The organism is Larsenimonas salina (assembly GCF_023736155.1).
GTDB classification, from domain to species: domain Bacteria; phylum Pseudomonadota; class Gammaproteobacteria; order Pseudomonadales; family Halomonadaceae; genus Larsenimonas; species Larsenimonas salina.
Genome location: NZ_JAMLJJ010000003.1, coordinates 240,297 through 266,085 on the forward strand (window position 1 = coordinate 240,297; position 25,789 = coordinate 266,085).

26 protein-coding genes are annotated in these 25,789 nt (G+C 60.4%); 12 read left to right on the forward strand and 14 right to left on the reverse strand.

The window, feature by feature from the left end; all coding sequences use genetic code 11:
• The first annotated feature begins 1 nt into the window (after window position 1).
• Window positions 2-520, forward strand: coding sequence for a carboxypeptidase-like regulatory domain-containing protein (locus NAT23_RS08180; protein WP_251927256.1), 519 nt, complete (start codon window positions 2-4; stop codon window positions 518-520).
• Between the two features lie 97 nt (window positions 521-617).
• Window positions 618-1,070 (forward strand): universal stress protein, encoded by a 453-nt coding sequence (locus NAT23_RS08185; RefSeq protein WP_251927259.1) that lies wholly within the window; start codon window positions 618-620, stop codon window positions 1,068-1,070.
• Window positions 1,071-1,124: 54 nt separating this feature from the next.
• On the opposite strand, the gene NAT23_RS08190 is transcribed toward NAT23_RS08185, so the two are convergent.
• The 3 genes from NAT23_RS08190 to NAT23_RS14760 all read right to left on the reverse strand — a co-directional run bounded on the left by NAT23_RS08190 (window position 1,125) and on the right by NAT23_RS14760 (window position 3,524).
• On the reverse strand, window positions 1,125-1,718 hold the full coding sequence (locus NAT23_RS08190; RefSeq protein WP_251927261.1) for a LysE family translocator: 594 nt from the start codon (window positions 1,716-1,718) through the stop codon (window positions 1,125-1,127).
• A gap of 126 nt (window positions 1,719-1,844) precedes the next feature.
• Window positions 1,845-2,678: a helix-turn-helix transcriptional regulator gene (locus NAT23_RS08195; RefSeq protein WP_251927264.1), complete on the reverse strand. Its 834-nt coding sequence runs from the start codon at window positions 2,676-2,678 to the stop codon at window positions 1,845-1,847.
• A 3-nt stretch (window positions 2,679-2,681) separates the two neighbouring features.
• The gene (locus tag NAT23_RS14760) at window positions 2,682-3,524 is read right to left on the reverse strand and encodes a M23 family metallopeptidase (protein ID WP_286009984.1); all 843 of its coding nucleotides are present in this window, start codon (window positions 3,522-3,524) and stop codon (window positions 2,682-2,684) included.
• 155 nt (window positions 3,525-3,679) lie between these two features.
• Here NAT23_RS14760 and purU point away from each other — a divergent pair, with 155 nt between their 5' ends.
• Window positions 3,680-4,555 carry a formyltetrahydrofolate deformylase gene (gene purU / locus NAT23_RS08205; RefSeq protein ID WP_251927266.1) on the forward strand — a complete coding sequence of 292 codons (876 nt, stop codon included), beginning with the start codon at window positions 3,680-3,682 and terminating at the stop codon, window positions 4,553-4,555.
• A 140-nt stretch (window positions 4,556-4,695) separates the two neighbouring features.
• Here purU and ppsA read toward each other — a convergent pair whose 3' ends face one another.
• Window positions 4,696-7,068 (reverse strand): phosphoenolpyruvate synthase, encoded by a 2,373-nt coding sequence (gene ppsA / locus NAT23_RS08210; RefSeq protein WP_251927269.1) that lies wholly within the window; start codon window positions 7,066-7,068, stop codon window positions 4,696-4,698.
• 213 nt (window positions 7,069-7,281) lie between these two features.
• Between ppsA and ppsR the strand changes: the two genes are divergently transcribed.
• Entirely contained in the window at window positions 7,282-8,115 is an 834-nt protein-coding gene (ppsR, locus tag NAT23_RS08215) for a posphoenolpyruvate synthetase regulatory kinase/phosphorylase PpsR (protein ID WP_251927272.1), read from the forward strand.
• 37 nt (window positions 8,116-8,152) lie between these two features.
• A complete protein-coding gene (locus NAT23_RS08220; protein ID WP_251927274.1) occupies window positions 8,153-8,830 on the forward strand; it encodes a nucleoside/nucleotide kinase family protein in 678 nt (225 codons plus the stop codon).
• Window positions 8,831-8,963: 133 nt separating this feature from the next.
• Here NAT23_RS08220 and NAT23_RS08225 read toward each other — a convergent pair whose 3' ends face one another.
• The 4 genes from NAT23_RS08225 to NAT23_RS08240 all read right to left on the reverse strand — a co-directional run bounded on the left by NAT23_RS08225 (window position 8,964) and on the right by NAT23_RS08240 (window position 11,670).
• On the reverse strand, window positions 8,964-9,725 hold the full coding sequence (locus tag NAT23_RS08225) for an adenine nucleotide alpha hydrolase family protein (protein ID WP_251927277.1): 762 nt from the start codon (window positions 9,723-9,725) through the stop codon (window positions 8,964-8,966).
• A 145-nt stretch (window positions 9,726-9,870) separates the two neighbouring features.
• Window positions 9,871-10,644 (reverse strand): siderophore-interacting protein, encoded by a 774-nt coding sequence (locus NAT23_RS08230; protein ID WP_251927280.1) that lies wholly within the window; start codon window positions 10,642-10,644, stop codon window positions 9,871-9,873.
• The gene (locus NAT23_RS08235) at window positions 10,641-11,078 is read right to left on the reverse strand and encodes a MarR family winged helix-turn-helix transcriptional regulator (protein ID WP_251927283.1); all 438 of its coding nucleotides are present in this window, start codon (window positions 11,076-11,078) and stop codon (window positions 10,641-10,643) included. The genes NAT23_RS08230 and NAT23_RS08235 overlap by 4 nt, the downstream gene beginning before the upstream one ends.
• 79 nt (window positions 11,079-11,157) lie before the next feature.
• Entirely contained in the window at window positions 11,158-11,670 is a 513-nt protein-coding gene (locus NAT23_RS08240; protein WP_251927286.1) for a MarR family winged helix-turn-helix transcriptional regulator, read from the reverse strand.
• A 91-nt stretch (window positions 11,671-11,761) separates the two neighbouring features.
• Here NAT23_RS08240 and NAT23_RS08245 point away from each other — a divergent pair, with 91 nt between their 5' ends.
• Complete coding sequence (locus NAT23_RS08245; protein WP_251927288.1) at window positions 11,762-12,658, forward strand: EamA family transporter; 897 nt, start codon at window positions 11,762-11,764, stop codon at window positions 12,656-12,658.
• A gap of 92 nt (window positions 12,659-12,750) precedes the next feature.
• Window positions 12,751-13,971, forward strand: coding sequence for an MFS transporter (locus NAT23_RS08250; protein ID WP_251927291.1), 1,221 nt, complete (start codon window positions 12,751-12,753; stop codon window positions 13,969-13,971).
• A gap of 68 nt (window positions 13,972-14,039) precedes the next feature.
• Here the strand turns inward: NAT23_RS08250 and NAT23_RS08255 are convergent, their stop codons facing one another.
• From NAT23_RS08255 to NAT23_RS08265, 3 genes are read right to left on the reverse strand one after another with little or no spacing between them, the layout of a single operon-like run.
• Window positions 14,040-15,077, reverse strand: coding sequence for an ABC transporter permease (locus tag NAT23_RS08255; protein ID WP_251927294.1), 1,038 nt, complete (start codon window positions 15,075-15,077; stop codon window positions 14,040-14,042).
• Window positions 15,078-15,100: 23 nt separating this feature from the next.
• Entirely contained in the window at window positions 15,101-16,636 is a 1,536-nt protein-coding gene (locus NAT23_RS08260) for a sugar ABC transporter ATP-binding protein (protein WP_251927297.1), read from the reverse strand.
• 56 nt (window positions 16,637-16,692) lie between these two features.
• On the reverse strand, window positions 16,693-17,604 hold the full coding sequence (locus NAT23_RS08265; RefSeq protein WP_251927300.1) for a substrate-binding domain-containing protein: 912 nt from the start codon (window positions 17,602-17,604) through the stop codon (window positions 16,693-16,695).
• Between the two features lie 451 nt (window positions 17,605-18,055).
• Between NAT23_RS08265 and NAT23_RS08270 the strand changes: the two genes are divergently transcribed.
• Window positions 18,056-19,699 (forward strand): ribonuclease J, encoded by a 1,644-nt coding sequence (locus NAT23_RS08270; protein WP_251927305.1) that lies wholly within the window; start codon window positions 18,056-18,058, stop codon window positions 19,697-19,699.
• A 116-nt stretch (window positions 19,700-19,815) separates the two neighbouring features.
• Complete coding sequence (locus tag NAT23_RS08275; protein ID WP_251593344.1) at window positions 19,816-20,667, forward strand: DMT family transporter; 852 nt, start codon at window positions 19,816-19,818, stop codon at window positions 20,665-20,667.
• 97 nt (window positions 20,668-20,764) lie between these two features.
• Here the strand turns inward: NAT23_RS08275 and NAT23_RS08280 are convergent, their stop codons facing one another.
• The gene (locus tag NAT23_RS08280; protein WP_251927308.1) at window positions 20,765-21,886 is read right to left on the reverse strand and encodes a Gfo/Idh/MocA family protein; all 1,122 of its coding nucleotides are present in this window, start codon (window positions 21,884-21,886) and stop codon (window positions 20,765-20,767) included.
• 223 nt (window positions 21,887-22,109) lie between these two features.
• On the opposite strand from NAT23_RS08280, the gene NAT23_RS08285 reads away from it, so the two are divergent.
• Entirely contained in the window at window positions 22,110-22,973 is an 864-nt protein-coding gene (locus tag NAT23_RS08285; RefSeq protein WP_251593346.1) for an isocitrate lyase/PEP mutase family protein, read from the forward strand.
• A 104-nt stretch (window positions 22,974-23,077) separates the two neighbouring features.
• Here NAT23_RS08285 and NAT23_RS08290 read toward each other — a convergent pair whose 3' ends face one another.
• On the reverse strand, window positions 23,078-23,746 hold the full coding sequence (locus tag NAT23_RS08290) for a hypothetical protein (protein WP_251927311.1): 669 nt from the start codon (window positions 23,744-23,746) through the stop codon (window positions 23,078-23,080).
• A gap of 231 nt (window positions 23,747-23,977) precedes the next feature.
• On the opposite strand from NAT23_RS08290, the gene NAT23_RS08295 reads away from it, so the two are divergent.
• Together NAT23_RS08295 and NAT23_RS08300 are read left to right on the forward strand one after the other, a co-directional pair.
• Entirely contained in the window at window positions 23,978-24,334 is a 357-nt protein-coding gene (locus NAT23_RS08295; RefSeq protein WP_251927314.1) for a translation initiation factor, read from the forward strand.
• 10 nt (window positions 24,335-24,344) lie between these two features.
• The gene (locus NAT23_RS08300; protein ID WP_251927317.1) at window positions 24,345-24,764 is read left to right on the forward strand and encodes a YbaY family lipoprotein; all 420 of its coding nucleotides are present in this window, start codon (window positions 24,345-24,347) and stop codon (window positions 24,762-24,764) included.
• Here NAT23_RS08300 and NAT23_RS08305 read toward each other — a convergent pair.
• Window positions 24,761-25,765, reverse strand: coding sequence for a LacI family DNA-binding transcriptional regulator (locus tag NAT23_RS08305; protein ID WP_251593350.1), 1,005 nt, complete (start codon window positions 25,763-25,765; stop codon window positions 24,761-24,763). The two genes, NAT23_RS08300 and NAT23_RS08305, sit on opposite strands and share 4 nt — an antisense overlap.
• Window positions 25,766-25,789: the final 24 nt, after the last annotated feature.

Sequence of the window (25,789 nt, forward strand, 5' to 3'; positions counted from 1 at the left end):
CATGCGTGCGTTGATTGCGACGTCGTTGCTCGCGTTGATTCTGACCGGCTGTCAGACGCTTTCCGAAAGCGGCATCCTGCCGGATGGCGATGACCAGGCAGCCGGAAGCAGCGCCAATCAGGTCAAGCGAACCGTCGCCTTCTCGCCCGAGGAGTACGCCCAGCTCGAGAAGAGCGGTACCGCCACACTCAAGGGGCAACTTTTCTACCAAAACGAGGGTCTCAAGGTCATCGGGCGCGACCAGCGCGTCTCGCTGGCCCCGGCCACGCGGTATTCAGCCGAGGCCGCCGACGCAGCCCTTGCCGGCAAGCGCATCGAGCCGGCAGACCCTCGGGCACGGGCCTATACCCACACCGCCACCACCGACAGTGAGGGCCACTTCACATTCACCGGCCTACCCTCCGGTGTGTTCTATGTCGGCGGCGTGGTGCGTCTGCCCGATGGCAGCATGAGCCCGTACATCCTCAAGCAGGTGCGCCTCGGCGTCGGGCAAACCAAGACGGTGAAGCTGACGCGCTGACCGCGGCAGACTACCGCACCGTGCGCCGCGCATCCGCATTTTGTTTTACACTGAATGGGCGGAAATCCTACCGCCTGTTCAGTGCAAGGAGGATGACATGTATCGATCTCTTTTGGTTCCGCTCGACGGCTCAGAACACGCCGTTCAAGCATTGATCATCGCCTCTCAGATGCTGGATGACGACACCGAGCTGTTCGTGCTCAACATTCCAGAACCACCGCTTGCCAACGATACTCTGGGTGCAGGTGTTGGTGCAGCCCCACTGGATTACAGCACGGAAAAGGCCAAGGCCCAGGCCGACGAAGTGATTCGCGAAAGCCTTCAAAAAGCCAAGCTGGGTGATCGTCAGGTTCACGCGATCATGCGTAATGGGCCGCCGGTGGCCGCTATTCTCGACGAGGCACGCGAGCGCAAGGTCGATGCCATCGTGATGGGAAGCCGCGGGCTCTCGGATCTCAAAGGGCTGATGATCGGAAGCGTCTCACATAAGGTTAGCCACCTTGCCCCGTGCTCGGTCATCACCGTCCACCTGCCCGACACCAACCACTGAACGTTATATACCCGGATGCGGGCGCATCATGTCCGACGGTGCGCCCGCACCGTCTCATTTAAACGCCTCCCGCAGCAGCCAAAAAAGCATCAGCATCAGCGCGATTGCCATGAGTCGATTGAACCAGCCCGCCCATCTCGGATGTGACATCAAAGCGCTGCCAAGCCGCGCCCAAAGCAGTACACAGCTCAGACAGACCACCAAGTAAATTCCGCTCAGTGACAGCATCGAAAGGCCCTCAGTGCCTTCGGGGGTCGAGAACAGTGCCACCAGTGACAGCGCCACCGCCCACGCCTTGGGGTTGAGCCATTGGGTGAGGGCGCCCTCGCGCAGAGAGGGGGCATGAGCGTCAGCCGCCCCCGAGCGCGGGTCGGCCCGTAGAAGCTGAAGGGCAAGCCAGAGCACGTAGACACAGGCAGCGCCCATCATCATCGTCTGAATCCACGGCCAGTGAAGCACCAGGGCCGACAGCCCCAGATACGCCGCCCATAGAAGCGCGACAAACCCGCTCGCCGCGCCGAGGGCGTACCCGGCCACCGCACGCCACCCCACACGACTGCCGGCCATGGCCGCCACCAGATTCACAGGCCCCGGGGCCCCTGACGCCACGAACGCCATACCCACCACCTCGCTCCATCCCTGAGTCATTATCGCGCTCCCCTGTTCGATCAAGACGTACCAAGGATCGCCTGAGCGCACCGCGCCTGGATTGTAGGAAATAAACCGAATCGGGAAATGAACAGGTCGTGGCGTTGGCGTTCGAGCGCGAGGCGCTCAATGCCTGATGTATTGGCCCGGAGTGACGCCGAGCACGTGGCGAAAGGTTCGAATGAAGTGCGGTTGATCGTGGAAGCCAAGCCGCACCGCCACATCGGCTGCGGACACGCGCCCGCCCAGTAACGACCGGGAATGTTCGATGCGACGCTGAAGCCAATAGGCGTAGGGCGTCAGGCCGTACTCGCGGCGGAACGTGCGAAGCAGCGCGTTGGGGTGCATATCAAAGCGTTCGGCAAGGCGTGAGAGTGACACCGTCACCGGTTCGCCGTCCACGAGTCGCCGGGCCTCATCCTGGAGGTGAGCACGCACGCGCTGGGCAGTCGTGACATCTCGCATCGACGAAGGCAACCGCGCACCGCCATGTACGACAAAGGCCTGGCTCAACACATCGATCAGCTCGGCCTGGAACGCTAACTGCCAGCCCGAATGGCCAGCGTGGCAGACGCGGGTCAGAAGCCGGGTAAGGCCGCGCTCGATCTGACCACCCGGGTCGCAGGCATTCAACGCCCGAAAGCCGGTCATACCGCGGTGACCGAGCTGCTCACCGAGTGCGGTTTCCGAGACGTAAAGCATGGTGTAACGCAGCCGCTTGCTCAGGGCGTAGCCGTTGTGGGGCTCGTCCGGGTTCATCAGCGACAGCGTCTGCCGCGCCAGGGCGTGGCGCGCCCCGCGGCAGTGGTAGCCGCCCACGCCTGCATGGATGGCACCGAGCGCGAAGGCATCGTGGCTGTGCCGGCCGAAGGGCTCGCCGCTGAAATCCGCCGCCAGCAGCTCGATGCCTGGCAGGCCCTCGATGGCGTGCAGGCGATTTCGAACGCGCGCCTCAGTCATGCGTCACTGCCCTCGCCGTTCCAACACCAACTGTGGGTCGATGCGGGTCGAGAACCAGCTCATGCCCCAGTGCAGGTGCGGGCCCGTGGCGCGGCCGGTCGAGCCGACCCGGCCGATGATCTGGCCCTGCTTGACGTGATCGCCGACAGCGACGTTCAACCGGGACAGATGCAGGAAGTTGGAACTGATGCCGAAGCCGTGATCGAGCAGCACGGTGCCGCCGGTCAGATAGAGATTGGGGTCGGCGAAGGTAATGACGCCACTGGCCGGGGCCTTGATCGGCGCCCCCTCGGGCGCGGCAATGTCCATGCCTGAATGCGGTGCCCCGGGGGTACCATTATAGATGCGCTGACGCCCGAATCGCCCACTGATGCGCCCCTCGACCGGCTGAATAAACCGTTCGGTAAAGCCGATACGGTCGTCGTTTCGCGTGCGCGCTGCACTGACGCGCTGCTGCTCGCGGGCAATTCGCTCGGCAAGTTTTTTCGGCGGCGACACGGTCTTTGAAGGCACGCCATCAACCCTTGAAATCGGCCAGTCTCGCGGCGTCACCCCGACGCTTGCGTGCGTTACCGTGCCATCGGGCCGTGTGATCTCGATCTGCTCGGGTGCGGATGCGTCGCGGCCCACGCCGAACACCACCGTGCCGTAATCGGTCACGTGCACCTGGCGCCCGGCAATGCGCACACGGCTTTCGGGGGGCACCTTGCCGATCACCATCGCCCCTTGCGGCACGGCCTCTGGAAAGACGATGTCGGCGGCGGCCACCGAGGGCACGCGCCCAAACACCAGCGCGGTAAGTGCCAAGAGCGCTACGATCAGCAAAGGCCGGCGTGATAGGGTCATGTATCTTATCCTCATGGTCTTGTTACAAAAACTGCTGTTAAACGTGGCGAGCGCGTTATAATCCTCGCCAACCGCCGAGGCGTCGCGCAGCGCGCGTCTTCTCGCCTCGCTTTCGAATCACGGCGCCTGGCGCCGCAGTCGTCACGGATACCCTTATGGATACCCCGACCCATTACATCATGACGGTCGCCTGCCCGGCGGCCTCCGGCATTGTTGCCGCCGTCACCTCGTTTCTGAGTACCCATGAGTGCTACATCAGCGAGCTGGCCCAGTTCGACGACGAAGCCATCGGCCGCTTCTTCCTTCGCGCCCGTTTTCGCTTCAATAACGACGCCAAGGGCGATCCTGCCGAAAACGTCGAACGAATGCAGCAGGAGTTTAGTCAGGTCGCAAGCGACTTCTCGATGGAATGGCAGATCCATGACGCGGCCAAGCCGCCCAAGGTCATGATCATGGTCAGCAAGTTCGACCACTGCCTGACCGATCTGCTTTATCGCCATCGCAAGGGCGAACTGCCGATGGAAATCACCGCCATCGTCTCCAACCACCTCGACCTGCGTCCGATGGCCGAGCGTGAAGGCATCCGCTTCGTGTACAAGCCGATCACGCCCGACACCAAGGCCCAGCGAGAACAGGAGCTTTTCGAGCTGATCGAGGACACCGGCACCGAGCTGGTCGTGCTGGCTCGCTACATGCAGATTCTCTCAGACGACATGTGCCGCAAGCTCGAAGGCCGTGCGATCAACATTCATCACTCGTTTTTGCCGGGATTCAAGGGCGCACGCCCCTACCATCAGGCGTTCGAGCGCGGCGTAAAGCTGATCGGTGCCACCGCCCACTTCGTGACCGCCGACCTGGACGAAGGACCGATCATCGAACAGGAAGTCCAGCGGGTCGATCACACCTACCGCGCCCAGGAGCTGGCCTCGGTCGGCCGGGCCACGGAAACCGTGGCGCTGTCGCGCGCCGTGCGTTATTTCCTCGAGCACCGGATTTTTCTGGCCGACAACAAGACGGTCATTTTCCACTGACCTGTCCGCTTGTCATCCCGCCATGAAACTCTCGATTATGAAACACTCGATCATAAAACACTCGACCATGAAAAAAGGCGCCCAAAGGGGCGCCTTTTTTTGGACGTCGCGGCCTGGCCGCGACGTGTCTGGCACTGCACTCAGGCGATGGTTTCGCCGGCCAGCATGAACCAGGTTTCCAGTACCGCATCCGGGTTCAGCGAGACGGAGTCGATGCCCTCGTCCATTAGCCACTTGGCGAATTCCGGGTGGTCCGACGGGCCTTGGCCGCAGATTCCGACGTACTTGCCCTGCGCCTTACAGGCCTGAATCGCCATCGACAGCAGTTTCTTGACCGCCGGGTCACGCTCATCGAAGTGCTGGGCGATGATGCCGGAGTCGCGGTCGAGACCAAGCGTGAGCTGGGTCATGTCGTTGGAGCCGATGGAGAAGCCATCGAAGTGCTCCAGGAACTCGTCGGCACGCAGTGCGTTGGTCGGCAGCTCGCACATCATGATGACCTTGAGCCCGTTCTCGCCGCGCTTGAGGCCATTGGCCTCCATCAGCTCGACCACGCCACGACCTTCTTCCGGCGTGCGGACGAACGGCACCATCACCTGGATGTTGTCGAGGCCCATCTCGTCGCGCACGCGCTTGAGCGCCTTGCACTCGAGTTCGAAGCACGACCGGAAATCATCGGACAGATAGCGTGAAGCGCCCCGGAAACCAAGCATCGGGTTTTCTTCGCTCGGCTCGTAGAGCTTACCGCCGATCAGGTTTTCGTACTCGTTGGACTTGAAGTCCGACAGCCGCACGATGACCCGTTTCGGGTAGAACGAGGCTGCAAGCGTCGAGATGCCCTCGGCAAGCTTGTCGACGTAGAAGCTGACCGGGTCGTCGTAGCCGGCGGTGCGCAGGTCGATAACCTGACGCAGGTCGTCGGACAGCGTGTCGTAGTCCATCAGGGCGCGCGGGTGCACGCCGATCATGCGGTTGATGATGAACTCGAGTCGCGCCAGACCGACGCCTTCGTTGGGCAGGCCGGAGAACGCAAACGCGCGGTCGGGGTTACCCACGTTCATCATGATCTTGAACGGAATTTCCGGCATCTGATCGACGCTGGTCGAGCGGTTTTCAAACTCCAAAAGCCCCGCGTAGACGTGGCCGGTGTCGCCTTCGGCGCAGGATACGGTGACTTCGTCGCCGTCCTTGAGAAGTTCCGTGGCATCACCACAGCCGACCACGGCCGGAATGCCCAGCTCACGAGCGATGATTGCCGCGTGACAGGTACGCCCGCCCCGGTTGGTGACGATCGCCGACGCGCGCTTCATGATCGGTTCCCAGTCCGGGTCGGTCATGTCAGTGACCAGCACATCGCCGGATTCGACCTTGTGCATGTCCTCCGGTGACTCGACCAGACGCGCACGGCCCTGACCGATACGCTGACCGATGGCACGGCCGTCGACCAGCAGCGGGCCGGTTTCCTTCAGTGTGAAGCGCTCGAGCGTGCCGGCTTCCTGGTTCGAGACCACGGTTTCCGGACGCGCCTGTACGATGTAGAGGTGATTGTCGTCGCCATCACGGGCCCACTCGATGTCCATCGGGCGGCCGTAGTGGTTTTCGATGGTCACGGCCTGACGGGCAAGCTCCATCACTTCGTCATCGTTCAGGCAGAAGCGCTGACGGTCTTCTTCAGCGACGTCGACCGTTTCAACCGAGCGGCCGGCAGAGGCGGTGTCGGTGTAGACCATCTTGATGCGCTTGGAGCCGAGCGTGCGACGCAGAACCGCCGGGCGGTTCGCGGCAAGCGTCTGCTTGTGCACGTAGAACTCATCGGGGTTGACCGCACCCTGTACCACGGTTTCACCCAGACCCCAGGCGCCGGTCACGAATACCGCATCGCGGTAACCGGATTCGGTGTCAAGCGTAAACATGACGCCGCTGGCCGCAGTTTCAGAGCGCACCATCTTCTGGACGCCTGCGGAAAGTGCGACGTTTTCGTGCGGGTAGCCGCGGTGCACGCGGTAGGAAATCGCACGGTCGTTGAACAGGGACGCAAACACTTCATGCACGGCGCGTTTGACGTTGTCGAACCCGTCGATGTTCAGGAAGGTTTCCTGTTGGCCTGCAAAGGAGGCGTCCGGCAGATCCTCGGCGGTGGCGGAGGAACGCACGGCGACCTTGAGATTGGGGTAGCGCGCCTGAAGCGTCTGGTAGGCATCGGCGAGTGCGGCCTCGAACGCAGGCGGCAGCGGCGTGTCGATCACCCACTGGCGAACCTTTTCACCGACACGTGCGAGCATCTCGGTATCGTCGACATCGAGTTCGTCGAGCTCGGCATTGATGCGATCGTTCAGGCCTTCGTGCTTCAAGAATTCACGATAGGCGTGCGAGGTGGTGGCAAAGCCGCCCGGCACGGTAACGCCGGCATCCGCCAGGTTCGAGATCATCTCGCCGAGCGAGGCGTTCTTGCCGCCAACGCGATCGACATCATCCATGCCAAGTTGATCGAAAGTGATGATGAACGCTTCCAAGGTTCTCTCCTGATAGTCGTTTCGACACGCAATTTGCGCCAAACAGTGGGGCCAGAAGCTAACAGGCGGACTCCGGCTTCGCCAGATATTTTAAGGCGTACACGCTGGAGTTTTTTTACAACATGTGCCGGCCTGACTCGGCCGTGCCTATAGCGGTTGCCGAGCGTACGCTCTCGGTCAACAATGACGGATCGACTCACACGGACGTACCTCATGACGCGCACCGCCTTTTTCATTTCAGACGGCACAGGCATCACCGCCGAGACACTTGGCCGTAGCTTGTTGTCCCAGTTCGAAAATATCGAGTTCAACCAGATCACCAAGCCCTACATCGACACGCTGGAAAAAGCGCATGCGCTGGTGGAACTGATTGAATCAACTGCCGAGCGCGACGGTGTTCAACCGATCGTGATCGACACCATCGTCGATCAGACCGTGCGCAATATCGTCGCCAAGGCCTCCGCCTTCCAGATCGATATTTTTTCGACCTTTCTGGCGCCGCTTGAGGACGAACTGGAAACGCACTCGACCTATACCGTCGGCCGCACCCACGCCATCGGTCAGGATGACGTCTACATGCATCGAATCGAGGCCGTCAATTTCGCCCTCGACAACGACGACGGTGCACGCACCTATCAATACGAGGAAGCCGACATCATCCTGGTCGGCGTCTCACGGTGCGGCAAGACACCCACCTCGCTTTACCTGGCCCTTCAGTTCGGCATTCGCGCGGCCAATTACCCGTTGACCGATGACGACCTCGACGACAACGGCAGCCTGTCGCTGCCGGCCTCGCTGATGAAGCATCGCCACAAGCTGTTCGGATTGACGATCGACATTCGACGGCTAACCGCGATTCGCACCGAACGCCGTCCCGACAGCCGCTACTGCTCGATGGATCAGTGCATGCGCGAAGTCGAGCAGGCCGAGGCACTCTATCGCCGCCACGGTATCCCGTTCATCGACACCACGCGCTTCTCGATCGAGGAAATCTCGACGCGCATGATGAACGAGACCGGCCTGCAGCGCCGGTTCAGCCCGCGTTGAGCGAACACACACACAACGCCTGCCATAGAGATAGTGCATGATCGGTAAACACTCCGAAAACGACACCCAGAACGTCACGGTCGACCCCGCCGTGCTCGACGCGGCCCGCGCGCTGGCCGACAGGCCCGGACGAACGCTTCTGGGCATCGTCGGCGCGCCCGGCGCCGGCAAATCAACATTGACCGAAGCGCTGATCACCGCGCTGGGCAGCGCCCAGGCCCAGTGCGTACCGATGGACGGCTACCACCTCTCGAACCGGGAACTTGCCCGGCTCGGTCGCAGCGATCGAAAGGGCGCCCCGGACACCTTCGACGCCACCGGCTACCGCGACCTTCTAACGCGCATACGCAAGACCACGGACGAAGTTATCTACGCCCCGGCGTTCTACCGCGAGATCGAAGAACCCATTGCCGCAAGTCTTGTAGTAACGCCTGAGTGCCCGCTGGTGATTACCGAGGGCAATTATCTGCTGCTGGAGGACACGCCGTGGCCACAGGTCGCAGCGCAGCTCGATGAAGTCTGGTATGTCGACGTACCCACGCCGCTTCGGGAAACGTGGCTGGTCGAGCGCCACATGCGCTTTGGCCGCACCGAGACCGAGGCACGGGACTGGGTCGCCACTACCGACCGCCCCAACGCCGAGCGCATCGAGGCTACCCGCACACGCGCCCACCGCACGCTCGTCTTCGACGGGCCGAGACTGCGCTTTGCATGAGCGCATACCGAATGACACCACTCGAGCACGTCCAACAAAAACGGCCCGCAAAGCGGGCCGTTTTTTAGGCACTGCCCGTCATCTCAGGCATTGCCCGTCATTTCAGGCATTACTCGTAACCACGCCATCCGCGTCACGCGCCTCGAGAGGCGAGTGCGCGAAAGGCGCGGCGAGACAAGGTGATCGGTGCCCGAGCGGCACGGCGAAGATGCCGAGTGCGGTGACGACGCATAGCGTTCGGCGGCAGGCGATAGCTCATGCCCTCTTCGATGGCGTACCGGCACGGGTTGCACAGCCCACAGGGGGCGCGATCCATCGGCGTAAAGCAGAACCAGGCCTTTTCGAGCGCATCGATAAACCCATGGCGCTCGGCCTCGGCCTTCATCTGTGTCTTGGAGATGTTCAAAAGCGGGAAATCGAAGAACCGGAAGATCGCCTCATCCGTATCGATGCGAGGATCGAACGTCCAGATGCCCTCGTCGGTGGTCACGACCTTGCCCTCCAGAAAGCGGTAGGCCTTGTCATCGACATGCACACTGAGCTCCAGGTGCTCGATGCGCTCATTCTCGGCGTACCGGGCCAGCCAATCGTACTGGCTACCCAGATGCGCCTGCCGAGTCAGCCGATGGTACGCCGCGCTCAGTTCAGGGTTGGCCGGAATCTCGCTGACAGGCGTGATACGAAGCGGCTCGATGCGCTCGGCCGCATCCGGATCGATATTTGAAAGCGCAACGCGCACCTCGGAGATAGCCTGAAGCTCGCGCAGACTCGACGCACGCCCCAGATCAACAATGTAGTGCGGCACCACGGTCTTGCCTTCGACAAGCGCCGCCGAGAGAACGCGATAGGTCGAGTCCCAGCCGCCGGTCCAAAGCACATCTATTGAGGTACGCATGCAAGGCTCCACAGGCCGATGATCATAAGGCGGCTGACGCTACGCCACTTGATCATCGACTCATTAGGCCGTTTCGCGCATTTTGGCGTGCCTTCGCCCAAAGTGGAATTCGTGGCCCAAGGCACCGCTGTCACCCGGTCAGGCCTTAGACCGACCGCGCGTCCTGCTCCGCGTCGTCCTGCTTGACGACCTTGTGGCCATCTTCGGCCAGGCCGTTTTTCCAATAGCTCGAGATGTAGAGCTGACGCCGATCGAGCCCGCGCACCTGTTTGACGTAGTGGCGAAGCGCCCGCATCGAGGAAAACTCGCACGCCCCCCACACAAAACCGCGCCCCGTCTCGGGCCAGGGCCAGGCGGTGACGGCCTCGACCAGCGGGCTCGCCTCGGCCTCCACGCCGGGGGTCGGGTTCACGACCCAGTGAAGCTCGATGCCCGCAGGCGCTTCAAGCGTCTGAATGTCGTCGCGACTGGTGACCTCGATGAAGGCCGCCCCGGTCATGGTCTCGGGCATGGTTTCAAGATTCACCGCAAGCGCCGGAAGCGCGGTCATGTCGGCCGCCAGCAAACACCAGTCCGCCTCGGTATCGACCGTCTTTTTCGGCCCCGGCCCACCCACGCTCAACCGCGCGCCAAGCTCAGCCGTAACTGCCCAGTGCGAGGCCGGGCCGTGATCCTTGTGCAATACCACATCGACGTCGATCGCCTCTGGCCGCTGAGCCCTGACGGTGTAGGTACGCACCGCCGTCGGCCGCTCATTGCCCTGCTCGATCATAAGCTTCACATAGCCCCCGGACTGATCCGTTTCGGGAAACTCGGCCATGCCCTCACCGCCAAGCGTCAGACGCAGCATATTGGGCGTGAGCCGAACCCGGTCGAGCAGCTCAAGCGTTCGGGGGGCCGGTTTTTTACGGTCGGTCATGAAGAGGCTCCAAGGGTGTAATCCAGATTGGTGGTCATGGCCTCGGCCAGACGCAGGAATGTGCGGGCATCATCGTCACTCAGGCCATCCATCATTCGCGCGGCGGCGCAGGCCTCGGCGCGACGGATGCGCTCGATCATCGCCTCACCGGCCGTGGTCAGTCCCAGCTGATGGCTGCGCCCATCGCTTGGGTGGGACCATTTTTCGACCAGGCCCGCCTCCAGCAGCTGACCGATCAGCCGTGTAATCTGCGCCTTGTCACGCCGGGACGCCTCGGCAAGGCTCTGCACCGTACTGTGTGGCAGGTAATGAATGCCCTTGAGCGTTTTCAGATGCGAGACCGAAAGCGTCAGACCTTCATCGCGGTACGCCCGACGAAGCGCACGCTTGTAGGCATGAAAAAACAGATGAAGCGTGTCGCTGAACGATGACATTGACCCACCCGAACTCGTTGATAATGACAATCAATAGTGTCAAAAAAGATGACATTGTCAACCATGTGATCGAGTCGCGTCAGCCGCGAGGTGATTGTTCCAGCACACGCAAAAGCGCTCGAAGGCCGTGATCAAGGGCCGCCCGCTCCTCGTCAGACAGTTGAGACAACAATCGCTCTTCGTTGGCAACGTGCGGAAACAGCGCACGCTCGATCACTGCTCGGCCCGCCTCGGTCAACTGCACCAGACTACTGCGAGCGTCATGCTCATTGGCCACACGCTCGATCAGGGCTCGGGATTCCAGACGCTTGAGCCGGTTGGTCATGGTGCCGGACGTGATCATCAATGATGAGAAAAGCGCGGTCGGTGCCAGGCAGAACGGTGGGCCGGAGCGTCTCAACGTCGCCAGTACATCGAACTCCCAACTCGCCAGTTCGAACTCATCGAAGACCTGATCCAGCGCCGTCTGGATCAGGGCCGAACTTCGTTTCAAGCGGCCGATGGTGCCCATCGCTTCGACGGCAAGCGCCGGATACTCGTGGCGCCACTGATCGAGTACGGCATCGACCGGGTCAGGGGGATTGGGCGTCATGAATGCTCTCCAAAAGGGATTCAAGCAATTATCTTGACATCAAGATATATCGGCGTCATCGTTTATTTATCTTGAAGTCAAGGTAACTGCCATGAACGCACTGTTTCTAACAGCCACCACGGCCCTCGCCCCAATGCTCTGGGGGTCGACCTATCTGGTCACCACTCAATACCTGCCCGAGAACGCACCGTTCACGGCGGCGCTGATCCGAACACTTCCGGCGGGGCTTATTCTTTTGCTGTGGCATATTCGAGATGGGTGGCCTCCGAGATTTTTGCAGCTCGTGCTTCTGGGCGCGTTGAACATCGGGGTCTTTCAGGCGCTGTTGTTCGTGGCCGCCTACCGCTTGCCCGGCGGCCTGGCCGCGATCGTCGGAGCGCTCCAACCCTTGATCATTCTCGGGCTCAACAGTCTGACCCTGCGCCGCTTGCCACCACGGCATCTGCTCTTTCTGGCGGCGCTTGCGCTGATTGGAATGACCTTGATGATAGGGATGACCGAGGGCCTGCCGGACCCGCTCGGCCTTGCCGCCGCCTTCGCCGGTACGGCGTCGATGGCGACCGGGGTCTGGCTGACCCGGCGCTGGCAGCTTCCGCTCTCGACCGGCACGTTGACGGGATGGCAACTCACGCTTGGCGGCCTCATGCTGCTGCCGTTTGCCGGCTGGGCCGAATGGCCAATGCCGTGGCCAACGCCGAGCGCATGGGCAGGCTACGCCTACCTGACCTTCGGCGGTGCGCTGGTGGCGTATCTACTATGGTTTCGAGGCGTTCACCGTCTACCAAGTGTCGCGGTCGTGGCGCTTGGTCTTTTAAGTCCGATCACGGCAACGGCTCTGGGCTGGGGCGTGCTCGGCCAGGCGCTATCGCCCTCGGCGCTTTCAGGCATGGTGCTTACGCTATTCTGCGTGGTACTGCTTCAAACACCGGGGCTCATCGGTCGCCGAAGGCGTATTAAACAACACATGACCCGCACACCCGGCCACTGAGTACACGATGGACAGGACTATCTCCCCGACACCAAGCGGCGTATCGTGAATGGCCATTTCCAATTGCTTCAACGCCGCGACATCGCCCAACCATGCCTTCTGACTCAGACACCTCGCTTACGCAAAATCTTCGCATCATCGCCATTGTCAGCTCTACGTTTGTCAGCATGCTCTGCATCGGCATGACCCTGACCGTGCTGCCACCCTGGATTCACGACCGGCTCGGTTACGCATCGATCACGGTAGGGGCCGTCATCAGCCTTCAGTTTCTGGTGACGCTCATGACCCGGCCGTTCTCCGGCCGACTGGCCGATCTGCTGGGCGCCAAGCGCATCGTTTTAAGCGGCTTAGTGGGCTGCGCGGTCAGCGGTGCCTTCATTGCGCTTGCGGCACTTTTCGAGTCGCCGCCGGGGCCCGCGCTGGCGTGCCTGATCATCAGCCGGGTCCTTCTTGGCATATCACAGGGCATGATCGGCACCGGCACCCTGAGCTGGGGGATCGGGCTGATGCCCGCCCCGTTGATGAGCAAGGTCATCTCCTGGAACGGCATTGCAGGCTACGGCGCGCTCGCGCTTGGCGCCCCGCTCGGGGCCTTTATTGCAGGCGTTCAGGGCGTTGCCTCGATGGGTATCGTGATCGTGCTTGTGGCGCTGACCGCCCTTGTGACCTCGCTCAAACGCCCGGCCTCGCCTATCGTCAGCGGTGAGCGCGCACCCTTTCGGCGTGTGTTTCGAGTGGTCGCTCCGTATGGGCTGACGCTTGCACTCAGCGCCATTGGCTACGGGGTAATCGCCACCTTCATCACGCTTTATTACGCCGACAAGGGTTGGTCAAACGCCGCGCTCGGGCTGAGCGCGTTCGGAACGGCTTTTATCCTGGCGCGACTTCTGTTTGCCAACACCATCACTCGATTTGGCGGCTACCGGGTCACGCTGGTCTGTTTCATGGTCGAGCTGGCGGGGCTTTCCATGCTGTGGTTGGCCGACTCGTCGAATACGGCGCTGATCGGTACAACGCTCACAGGCCTTGGCGTGTCGTTGATCTACCCGGCGCTCGGGGTGGTAGCGGTCGCCAAGATTTCCGCCAGCAACCGAAGCGCAGCGCTGGGGGCGTACTCAGTCTTTCTGGACGCCGCCGTTGGCGTGACCGGGCCGGCTGCGGGTATCATTGCAGGCATTGCAGGGTATTCAGCAATCTTTTTGGCCGCCGCACTCAGTAGCACTTTGGGACTGATTCTGTGTGCCGGGCTGTACGCCAACTCGCGTCGGCGACGCGCCCGGGCCTCGGTACAGCCGTTCGCACCGGACTCTTAGTAGCCGTAACCAAAAAAGCGCCCGACTTATCGGGCGCTTTGAAAGCACAATGACTGTTACAGAGGAGACTACGTCTTGGCTTTACTGCGTTTTCGCTGACGGTACTGGTCGGCAATGACCGCTGCCACGATGATCACACCTTTGACGATGTCCTGGTAATAGGCGTCGACGCCAAGGAAGGTGAACCCGCTGAGCATGACACCGAGAATCAAGGCTCCGATCACCGTGCCAGTCACGCGGCCAACTCCACCGGCCAGACTGGTGCCCCCAATGACGGCGGCAGCGATGGCGTCAAGCTCATACATCAAGCCCATGCCTGCCTGACCCGTACCGGCTCGTGAGGCGGCAATGGCGCCACCAAGCCCGGCTAGAAGGCCAGCAATGGCGTAGACAACGATCAGGTGTCTGCGAACGTTGATGCCCGATACGCGCGCTGCCTGTGGGTTAGCACCGATGGCGTAGGTGTATTTACCGTAGCGGGTGTACTTGAGCGCAATATGAAAGATCGCGGCAACGGCTAAGAAGATGATGACCGGATTGGCGCCTGAACCGAGCCACATGAAATCAGGCGTCAGCATACTGACCGGCTGGCCGTCGGTATAGGCGCGCGCTAAACCACGTGCACTGACCATCATGCCAAGCGTTGCAATGAACGGCGGGATCATCGTCAACGAGATCAGAGAACCGTTGATTAACCCGGCCAAGGCACCGACCAATAGCCCGGCCGCCAGCGGTATGATCCATGGAAGATCGGTCAGCGCCGGATAGACTGCCCGCATGTAGTCAGACGACTGAGCGAAACTGGCCGTGACCATGGCCGCAAGTGCCAGTACCGAGCCCGACGACAGATCGATCCCGCCGGTAATGATGACCTGTGTGACTCCGATGGCGATTATGCCGATAATCGACATCTGAAGAATCATGATCAAAAGGCGCTGAGGGTTGAGTAGGAACGAATCCCCGCGCACAATCCAGCCAAGGGCCTCGAACAACAGCGAGATACCGACCAGAACCAACAGAATGCTTACTTCGGTCGGCACCTTCTTTTTACGTTTCTTGCCCGTTGTTTCTTCCACTGCTTTTGTCGTGTCTGTTGCAGTCGACATGAACATATCCTTCTTTAGCTACGTCAGGCCGCGTCCGCACCCATAGGTGATGACGCCAGTTCCATGATGCGTACTTGTGAGGCCTCCTCGCGAGGCACGACGCCCGTTACCCGCCCCCCATGCATGACTAGAATCCGGTCACTCATGCCCATAACCTCAGGCAGTTCGGAGGAAATCATGATGACGGCGACGCCTTCGCTTGCCAGCTTGGTCACCATACGGTGAATTTCAGCCTTGGCCCCCACATCAATCCCACGGGTCGGCTCATCCAGAATCAGAATTTTTGGCTTGGTTAAGAGCCAGCGTCCGATCAACACCTTTTGCTGATTCCCGCCAGAAAGATTTCCGATGCGTTCATCAAGGTTCGGGGTCTTGACCTTCAAAAGCGATTTCATGCTTTCGCATTGATCATCGAGCACGCCTTGACTGACGAAGCCACTGCGAGTGTAGCCGTCTCGTAGCACGGCGATTTCCATGTTCTCGAGCACCGATAAGTCAAGAAACAGACCGGTTTCTTTACGATCTTCCGTCAAAAGCGCCATGCCGTTGACCATGGCCTGATGAGGAGACGTGATTGCAACGGAGGTTCCGTTGACTTTGATCTCGCCGCTGGTGGCCGGGGTCACTCCAAAAAGCGTTTCGGCAACGTTGGTACGCCCGGACCCGACAAGCCCAGCCAGACCAACGATTTCACCGGCTCGAACGTCGAAACTTACATCGGTGAAGACGCCTTCCAGACTCAGGTTCCTGACAGACAGAACCACGTCGCCGATCGGCACGGTTTCTTTGGGAAACATTTGAGTAACTTCACGGCCGACCATCAGCTTGATGATTTCGTCGCTGGTCATGTCCGAAGCCTTGGCACAATGGATAAACTGGCCATCACGGAAGACCGAAATATCATCGGCAACGGTAAATACTTCATCCATCTTATGGGTGATGTAGACGATGCCTTTTCCTTGGGCTCTTAGATCATTGATGATTCGAAACAGGTGCTCGACTTCACGATCGGTGAGTGCCGAGGTTGGTTCGTCCATGATCAAGACGTCGGATTCGTAGGAAACCGCCTTGGCGATTTCAACCATCTGACGACCGGCGATGGTCAGATGGCGTACTTCCATGTCGGGATCCATGGTGATGCCAAGACGCTCGAACAGGGCCTGGGTCTTATCGTGAAGTGCCCTATGATCAACCAGCCCGAACGCATTGAGTGGTTCTCTGCGAATCCAGATATTTTCGGCAATAGTCATGAACGGCATCAGGTTGAGCTCCTGATGGATCATGGCGATTCCAGCCTCGAGCGCATCAAGCGGCCCAGTAAGGGTTAATGGTTTGCCACGTAGTCGTACTTCACCTTCATCGGGAATGTAGACACCGGCGATGATTTTCATCAGCGTCGATTTGCCCGCCCCGTTTTCTCCCATGAGGGCGTGAACGGTTCCTGGACGAATCTTCAGCTGCACACCATCGAGTGCCACGACGCCAGGAAAGGTCTTGCGCGCATTGACGACTTCGAGCAAATACTCGTTGGTATCGGATGGGGTATTTTCAGCGCTCATGACTCCGCTCCTTCCAGTTCGCGCCTGCGCCCGAGGGCGCAGGCTGTAACCGCTGCTTATTGGTACTGCTCGAGGTTATTCTTGGTGACAAGCTTGAACGGGATCATAGTGATTTTATCCACGTTCTTACCTTCGATCAGAGCGTTGGCCGCCTTAACCGAGCCCGCGCCCTGACCTTTCGCGTCCTGGAAGACCGTCACCGACATCTCACCACGTTCCAGCGAGTCGAGGGCATCGCGCGTTGCATCGATGCCAGCCACGGCGATGTCACTGGGCTTCATGCCGGATTGCTTCATTGCAATCATCGCACCCAAGGCCATCTCGTCGTTGTTAGCCGCCACGGCGTCGATTTTCTTGCCACCGACGATCCAGTTGTTCATCAAATCGATCGCTTCGGTGCGCTTGTAATCGGCCGCCTGTTTGTCGACTATCTTGATGTTCGGGTACTGTTTGGCCACATCGGTGACGCCGCGGGTACGCTCATAAGTAGCGCTGGAGGACAGCTCACCCATCATGATGGCAACGTTGCCCTTTTCACCGATCAGCTTGGCAAGTTCTTCCATCTGAAGCTTTCCGGCGACGTAATTGTCTGAACCGACAAAGACGACCTTATCGCTTTCAAGATCCTTGCCTTCGGGCTTGCGGTTGACGTAGACGAGCGGGATTCCGTTATTGACCGCTACCTTTGTCATCATCATGGTCGCTGCGGTATCGACGGGGTTGATGATGATGGCATCCACGTTTTGAGAGGCCAGACTCTGAACTTGGCTCAGCTGGCGGCCGATATCGCCCTGAGCGTCGAGAAACTGGATGTCATTACCTTCTTTATTGGCTTCTTGCTGCATGGCGTTACGCATACTGGTCAGCCAGTTGTCATCGAACCACGCGACAGAAACACCGATCGTTGCCGCCCACGCCGAAGATGTGCAGGTGGCAGCCAGTGCAATCCCTACGAGCCATTTCTTCATCGGTTATGCCCTCTAGTCTTATTTTATGAAGCACGTTCCGCCGGAGGCGATGGAACATAAATTCCATAATTAAGAAGTCGAGTCACGATAACCATGAGGTTTTAGTCGCACGCTATGATATATGCCATCGAGAAGCATATATTTTCAGGACGTCCACTACATTAGATAATCCTTTAATCTATGAGACTTTTGGACTAAAAACTTGCATAAGCATCTGTAATAATTGAAATAAAGAATGAATTAAGCATTTTTTTAAATCACTTAACAAACAAGGAAAACAACCTGGACTTGTACTTAAGTTCAACAACATCGCCTCAAAAAGGGAATAAAAATTCCAAAACGTCGTTCATGTCTTAAAAGCATATTACAGTGACGCATCGGCTTGGGTGTTTGGCGGGGGCTTGAACGCTATCGTATAGTGAAACCACTTTTTTAAAGGCCAAGGTCAACTATGCCGCCCTCTCGCATTCAGGTTCGTACACGCCCAAAGCCACCGCTGACGTTTCATCCGCTCGGTGGTTGCGGAGAAATCGGCATGAACCTGTCGATGTATGGGTTCGAAGGCCATTGGGTGGCGGTGGATTGCGGCATGATGATCCGTCAGGATCTACCCTCTCAGCCCCTTCAAGTGCCGGATGTAGACCACCTCGTGGCGCGGAGGTGGGTTCCGAGTGCATTGTTGATCACCCACGCTCACGAGGATCACATCGGGGCGGTAGCCTGGCTGTGGCCGAAATGGGGCTGCCCAATCTACGCAACGCCACTTGCCTGCGCGCTGATCAAGGCCAAGTTCAACGAGCACGGCCTGGCAACCGATGCGCTCAATATCATCACACCGGGGGATGCCATAGAACACGGGCCCTTCACGGTTCGGTTCCTGCCGGTTACGCATTCGATCCCAGAAAGTTGTTCGCTATTGATCCATACGCCGGCCGGCCGCGTGATGCATACCGGCGACTGGAAGCTCGACCCGGCGCCGGTGGTCGGGCCGACGGTCGATCCGGTCACGTTCAAGGCGCTGGCCCCGGTCGATGTGGTGATCGGCGATTCGACTTGTGCGGATGTCGAAGGATTTTCGCGCAGCGAACAGGCCGCCTCGGATTCGCTCGAGGCCTGCGTGGCAAAGTGTTCCGGCCGCGTGGTGGTGAGTTGTTTTTCAAGCAACCTGGCCCGCATCAAGGCGCTGGGCGACATCGCACAGCACACCGGCCGCCGCATCGGCCTTCTTGGGCGATCACTGGAGCGCATGGTGCGCATCGGCATTCAGCTCGGTTATCTGGATGACTTTCCAAGCCGCATTCCCACCTCGGACATCGGCTATCTTCCGCCCGAAGAAGTGCTGATCATTGCGACCGGCAGTCAGGGCGAACCCCGTTCGGCGCTTTCGAAGATGGCCCAGGGCAGCCACCGCGAACTGGATCTGACGCCCGGTGACACCGTGATCTTTTCTGCCCGCGCCATTCCAGGTAACGAGGTCTTCATTCAGCGTCTGAAAGAGGGGCTCAAGCGCCAGGGCGCCGACATAGTCGATGAAACCAACGCCTCGAGCATTCACGCCTCCGGCCATCCGGCACAGGAAGAACTGGCCACGTTCTATGGCTGGCTGAGACCGCGCACGCTTTTGCCGGTACACGGCGAGCCAGCGCATCAGCAGGCGCACCAGGCCCTGGCCACCCGGCTCAACATCGCGACCCCCTTTGCGCCCTTAAACGGAGACGTGATCGAACTTCGTGGCGCCAAGGCCGAGCGCACCGAACACATCGAGCTTACGCCACAGCTTCATTTCCAGAATTCGGGCCGGCGCCGCTCGAGCCGGGGTCAGGCGCCGACGCTCTCCCTGGCCTTGGTGGTCACACCGGACGACAGCGGCCACTGGTGGCGTCAGGGGCCGGCCATCATCGACATCGACGGCCACCTGCTGCTGGACGAAGAGGCCTTCATCGACACCATCGATGCGGTGCTCGAGGCCCTTCCGGCCACATCGCTCAAGCGGCTCCGGCGAGACCTCTACGCCCACCTGGTGGCCGATGTCCATGAACGCACCAACGTCAAGCCGGTGCTGGAGCTTCAACTGATCGATGCGCAGAACGCCTAGCTTCCGAGGGCCAAGTGGGTAATCGATACCGCACGACAGCGATTTTGCACTGCACAATACGTCGGTACAGGCTTTATACTAAGGTCCTAAACGCTTATTTGTCATAAGGACTCTTTGTGCCATTTCGACACACCCTGCTCGCCATAGGCGTGGTCATCGTCTGGGCGTTCAACAACATCGTGATCAAACTGGGGGTGACCGAAGTGCCGCCACTGGCGCTGACCGCGCTGCGCTTTTTGATCGTGGCCGTGCTGGTGGTGCCTTTTACCCGACTCAATCGCCAGCAGTTAAAGTGGGTGGCGCTTCTGGCCTTCACCTTCGGGCTGATGCACTTCGGGTTACTGTTCATCGGCCTGACCTACGCCGAGGTCGGCACCGGCGCCATCCTGGTGCAGCTTGGCACCCCGTTTGCGACCATTCTGGCTGCCATCTTCTTGAAAGAACGCCTCAACGCCCGGCGAATTGCAGGCCTTGCCCTGTCGTTTGCAGGTGTGGTGGTGCTCGCAGGCGGGCCGTCGATGCCTGGCCCACTGGCGCTCGGGCTTTTGGTGACCAGCGCCATGGGCTGGGCGGTCTCGAACATGATCGTCAAGGTCGGCCCAACCATCCCGCCCATTGCCATGGCAGGCTGGATGGCGCTGTTCGCGGTGCCCCTGGTGTCCCTCGCCTCGTTTCTAACCGAGTCTCATCAGTTCGAAGCCATCGCCAACGCGAGCTGGCGCGGCTGGCTCGCGGCGTTCTACAGCGCGATCATGTCCTCGATTCTGGCCTACAGCGCCTGGTACTGGCTGCTGCGTCAGTACGAAGTGCGAAAGGTGATTCCGCTGTCACTGCTGACGCCGGTCTTTGCCGTGCTGTTCGGCATTTTGCTGCTGGGCGATCATCTGGGCATCTACAAGATCGCAGGTGGCAGCATGATCATTGCCGGCATCGCGCTGATCACGGTGCGCTTTCGAAGGCGAAGATAACCTTCCATCGATCACGCACGACCCACAAAAAAAGAGCGCCCAAGGGCGCTCTTTTTATTTTCAGATCGGGTCACACCCGCGTGTTTTGATGCAGGGCTTAGCCGCTGATGCTCTGCACGCTGATCGGCTCCGGCGGCTCAACCGGCGTCAGCCGATAGATCTGATCGGTCGTGATGCGCGATCGATACTCGAGTGGCTCGAGCGTGACGCGCTCGCCGGTCTCGAGCGCACGCTCGATCGCTTCCAGAATGCGAAGGTCGCGGCGGCCTTCTTCACCATCGGCCTCCGGATCCTTACCCGTCAGAATGCAGTTCGAGAAGTACTCGGTCTGGCCACCAAACTGCTCGACCGCACCGGGGTCCAGTGTCTGGGTGTTGCCGTCGGTATCGGTCCAGACGCTCTTGATCGAGACGTCGGGGCCGAACACGAAACTCGGGTCACAGTCGATGGTGCCTTTCTCGGCCACCAGGGTGAAACGGTCGATGCCCGCGGCGGAACAGGACACCAGGAAAGTGGCCAGCTGGCCGCCTTCGAACTCGAGCGTGATCGAGACGGTGTCGTCGAAATTATATTCGCGCTCAGGGTGCTTCCGGCCCGCGGCACGTACCGCGACCGGCTCGGCACCGAACAGGTGGCGCACGGCGTTGATCTGGTAGGTGCCCTGATCCGGCACGACGCCGGCCCAGTAGCCGTTGGTGGCCCGGTGGTTCTGCTCGTTCAGATCCTGCGAGAAATGCGAGGTGAACGAATGGAGCCGGCCAAGCTCACCCTGCTGGAGCCGGGTAATCATTTCGACCGTGCCCGGCTCGTGATGGAGCCGATAGGCGACCATCAGTTTGGCGCCGCTTTTTTCGGCGGCCTTGATCATCGCCTCACACTCTTCGACGCTTATGGCCATCGGCTTTTCGAGCAGCACGTGGATACCGGCCTCAAGCGCCGGAACCGTGTGCTCACGGTGGCGGAAGTTGGGGGTGGCCACATAGACCGCATCGACCTCGCCCGAGGCCAGCAGCTGGTCGTAGTCGTCGTAGGTGTAGCTCTTGATGCCGTAGCGCTCACCGAGCGCCTCGGCTTTCTTGGGGTCTCCCGTGACCAGCGCGACCAACTTGGAATTGGACGTCGCACTGATGCCGGGCATGAAGGCGGTCTGGGAAATCTCACCGCCGCCGACGACCGCGTAGCGGACCGTCTCGGTCGGGGTCTTTGCGTTTGAGCTCATGCATCCTCCGTGATGATAGGCATTCAAGGTGTAGCTACACCCTAGTTCATTCCCGCCGACCTTGTCAGACAACCCAATCAAGCACAGGCCAGTCAGGTACAGACCAGCCAAGTACAGGCCCGCGCTCAAGCATCGTATATGCCGGGCTGGCATGAGCACTGCTCGAATGGCCGCACATCGGCTATACTCGACTTTCGTCTAACGACTCACTCAGGAGCGCTGCATGGCTACCCCCTCCCAACACGATCTGCGTAACGACTTTCGCGCACTGCTCGAAAGCGAGCGCTGCTACTACACCGCATCAACGTTCGACCCGATGTCGGCACGCATCGCGGCGGATCTGGGCTTCGAAGTCGGTATCCTGGGCGGCTCTGTGGCTTCACTTCAGGTACTGGCGGCGCCGGATTTCGCGCTGATCACCTTAAGTGAGTTCACCGAGCAGGCCACACGCATTGGGCGGGTGGCGCGCCTCCCGATCATTGCCGACGCCGATCACGGCTATGGCAATGCGCTGAACGTGATGCGCACGGTCACCGAGCTCGAACGCGCAGGCGTGGCGGCCTTGACCATCGAAGATACGCTGTTGCCGGCGAAATATGGCCGCAAGTCCACCGACCTTATTCCGGTGGAAGAGGCGGTTGGCAAGATCGAGGCGGCGCTTGACGCCCGGATCGATCCGGCCATGGCGATTTTCGCCCGCACCAACGCAGGCCAGCTTTCAACCGAAGACACTATTGCGCGCGCCACGGCCTATCAGGCGGCCGGCGCCGACGGTATCTGCATCGTGGGCATTCGAGATTTCGAGCACTTGGAAGCGATCAGTGCCCACGTTCAGGTGCCCTTGATGCTGGTGGCCTACGACAACCCCGAACTTCGCGACCCTGCACGTCTAGCCGCCAACGGCGTACGGGTCATCGTCAACGGCCACGCGGCGTATTTTGCCGCGATCAAGGCGACCTACGACTGCCTTCGCGAGCAGCGCGGCATCGCCGAGGGCACCCTGAACGCCTCGGAACTCTCGACGCGCTACTCCACCCTTGAGGAAAACCGGGAATGGGCGCGCAAGTACATGGACGTCAACGAGTGAGCGCCTGACGCGCGCTGCCGCCTATAAAAGTACCGTTCATAAAAAAAGCGCCCTGCTAATGCAGGGCGCTTTTTTCGGTGTGAATCCGGTCGAGCTACCGCGTCTTAGAACGTGTACTCGATGCCGATGACGGCCACCGGATAAACGTTGTACTTGTTCAACTCGTCCTTCACTTCCTCTTCTTCCTGATCGACGTAGGGCTGAAGTGCTGTTTGCGCTGCCTGATTGTTGACCGCACTGCCCTTGGCCTCGAGATCTACAGTCGGGTCGATCCAGAACGCGCCAGCTTCAGCGTAGAACCCAAGTCCTTCGCGGTTGCTGGTGCGCCAGCCAAGGCCCAGATACGGCTGCACGCCATCGGACAGCTCCGCCTTGCCATCCAGATACGCAGCATCATCCGGCAGGCCGTAGTTCGACAAATCGACATTGCTCGGCGTACCGGTTGCATTGAGCTTCACGTCAGGACGAACCAGACCGCCCGAGAGGAAGAAGCCACCCGCCCAGGGGAAGTAGTCCAGCTTGAGGCTGTAGATGTCGCTGTCGATGTCGCCTTTGTAGTCGACGTCATCCACAGTGCGATCGAGATCGTCATAGGTGTAGCCACTGTAACCGGCCGTCAGGGCGAAATAATCGCTGAATCGCCAGCTGACGCTGCCGCCGAGACCAGTGGTGCCCGCCTGGGCGCCAAGCGACCAGTGGTCTTGAGCGGCCATGGCCGAGGATGAGGCAACCGCAAGTGCGCCCGCCAGCGCGAGAGAAGTCACAAGACGCATGAGTTAAGTCCCTTGAACGATGAGTTTTCGGTTTTTTTGGTACTCACAGCTACCCATATACACCAATCAAGACTAATTCTTTTTAGCCCTCGAAAGGGTTAGCTTTTTAATACGCTTACTGTACGTGGGTTCGCCGCGTGTAAAGCGCCCTAAAACACCCCAAAATGCGTGCTTTTCGTTTATTTGCCCCGGTTTGGTATGCTCGCCGGATTGCCTTGCAAGGAGAACAGCATGGGATCACTCAAGGACCAACTCAGCTCGCTGGTGTATTCAACCGATGGCGGCGATCAGCGAAAGGCCGACGACGACCCGGCCGCCGCCGATGACGCGCGACTGGCGGGCCTCGACGGCATCGTTCGGCTCAGGCGTGAAACGTCCGGGCGCAAGGGCAAGGGCGTGACCACTGTTTCAGGGGTGCCGTTGACGATGGCCGAGCTCAAGCCCTTGGCCCAGGCCCTCAAGAAGCGCTGCGGCAGCGGCGGTACGCTCAAGGATGACGGGATGATCGAGATTCAGGGCGATCACCGGGATGTGCTCAAAACCGAACTTGAAAAACGCGGGTTCACGGTCAAGCTGGCCGGCGGCTAGGAGATTGTTGATGCACCGAATGCCTACTCTAAAGACCGCCGCCCTGGCGGCACTGACGCTTATGAGCCTCTCCGGCTGCAGCCTGCTTGGCCTTGGGGGCCCTGCGTTTGAACCGCTCACCGGCAGGGCGAGCTATCCAAAAAACTACGAGATACCGAAGGGCGCGACCCTGACGGTTCGTGTGAGCGACGCAGACCGTGACCACGGCCTGATCGCCGAGACAACGGCCAACGAGGTCGAGCAATCGCCCACACCCTTCGCGCTGCAGGTAGACCGCTCGGCGCTGGATGACGCCCATCGCTACACGCTCGAGGCGCGGTTGAGCGCAAACGGTAAAACGCTTCTTGAGACGCCCAAACCGGTGCCGGTCCTCACTCAAGGTGCACCGACCCGCCAGGCCGATGTCTCCCTGAGCGCTCCAGCGCCCTAGACCATGCGCGGCGGACAGGCGGAATCACGCTCGATCAGTTGCGGGGTGAATCGTTCGGGCGGGCTCAGGACGCTCTCCCCGTCGATCAATGAGGTCATGAGCCTGACCGCACACTCGGCCATCGCCTCGACCGGTGCGTGCACGGTCGTAAGGCTTGGCACCATGTGGCGCGCGTAGAGCTCATCGTCGTAGCCGACCACGGAGACGTCGGTCGGCAGCGCGTAGCCAAGTGCCCGAAGCTGACCCATGGCGCTGATGGCCATTTCGTCATTGCCGACCACAAGCCCCGTGAAGCCAGCGCCCTGCTCATGAAGCGTCCGAACGCCGGCGGCACCACTGGGCTCGGTGAAATCGCCCTCGATGACCCGGCCGGCCGGCACCTCGAGTCCGGCCTCGGCCATGGCGCATCGAAAGCCTGCCAGACGATGCCGCGCATCCTGCTTGAACAGCGCCCCGGTCAGGCAGGCGATGCGCCGATGCCCCAACTCGATCAAATGCCGGGTGGCGAGATACTCCCCAAGGTGGTTGTCGGCCACCACGCACTGCGCGGCGATCGCCTCGACGTGGCGATTGAGCACCACCAGCGGCACGCGACCGGCCAGTTCAGTGAGTGCGGCGTCGCTCATGCCATCGGCATGAACGATCAAGCCGTCGCAGCGCTTGTCCAATAGAAATCGGATCGCGGACTGCTCCTGCTCGGCGTCGCTCTGGCCCGAGGCCACGATCAGCGACATGTTCGAGGCCCTGAGCGTCGATTCCACCGTGGTCATCAACCGCCCCAGAAACGGCGCGGCCAGATGGGAAATCACAAGCCCCACGTTGAACGAGCGATTGAAGGCCAGCGAGCGCGCAAAGGCGTTCGGCGCGTAATCGAGCGCCTTCATCGCCTTCTGGACGCGCTTTCGCGTCTGCTCGCTTACCGGCACGTTGCCCGCCATCACACGCGACACGGTCGCCACCGATACGCCCGCCTTTTTTGCCACGTCACGAATGTTGGCCATGGTTTTCCTTATATTCCTGCCTCG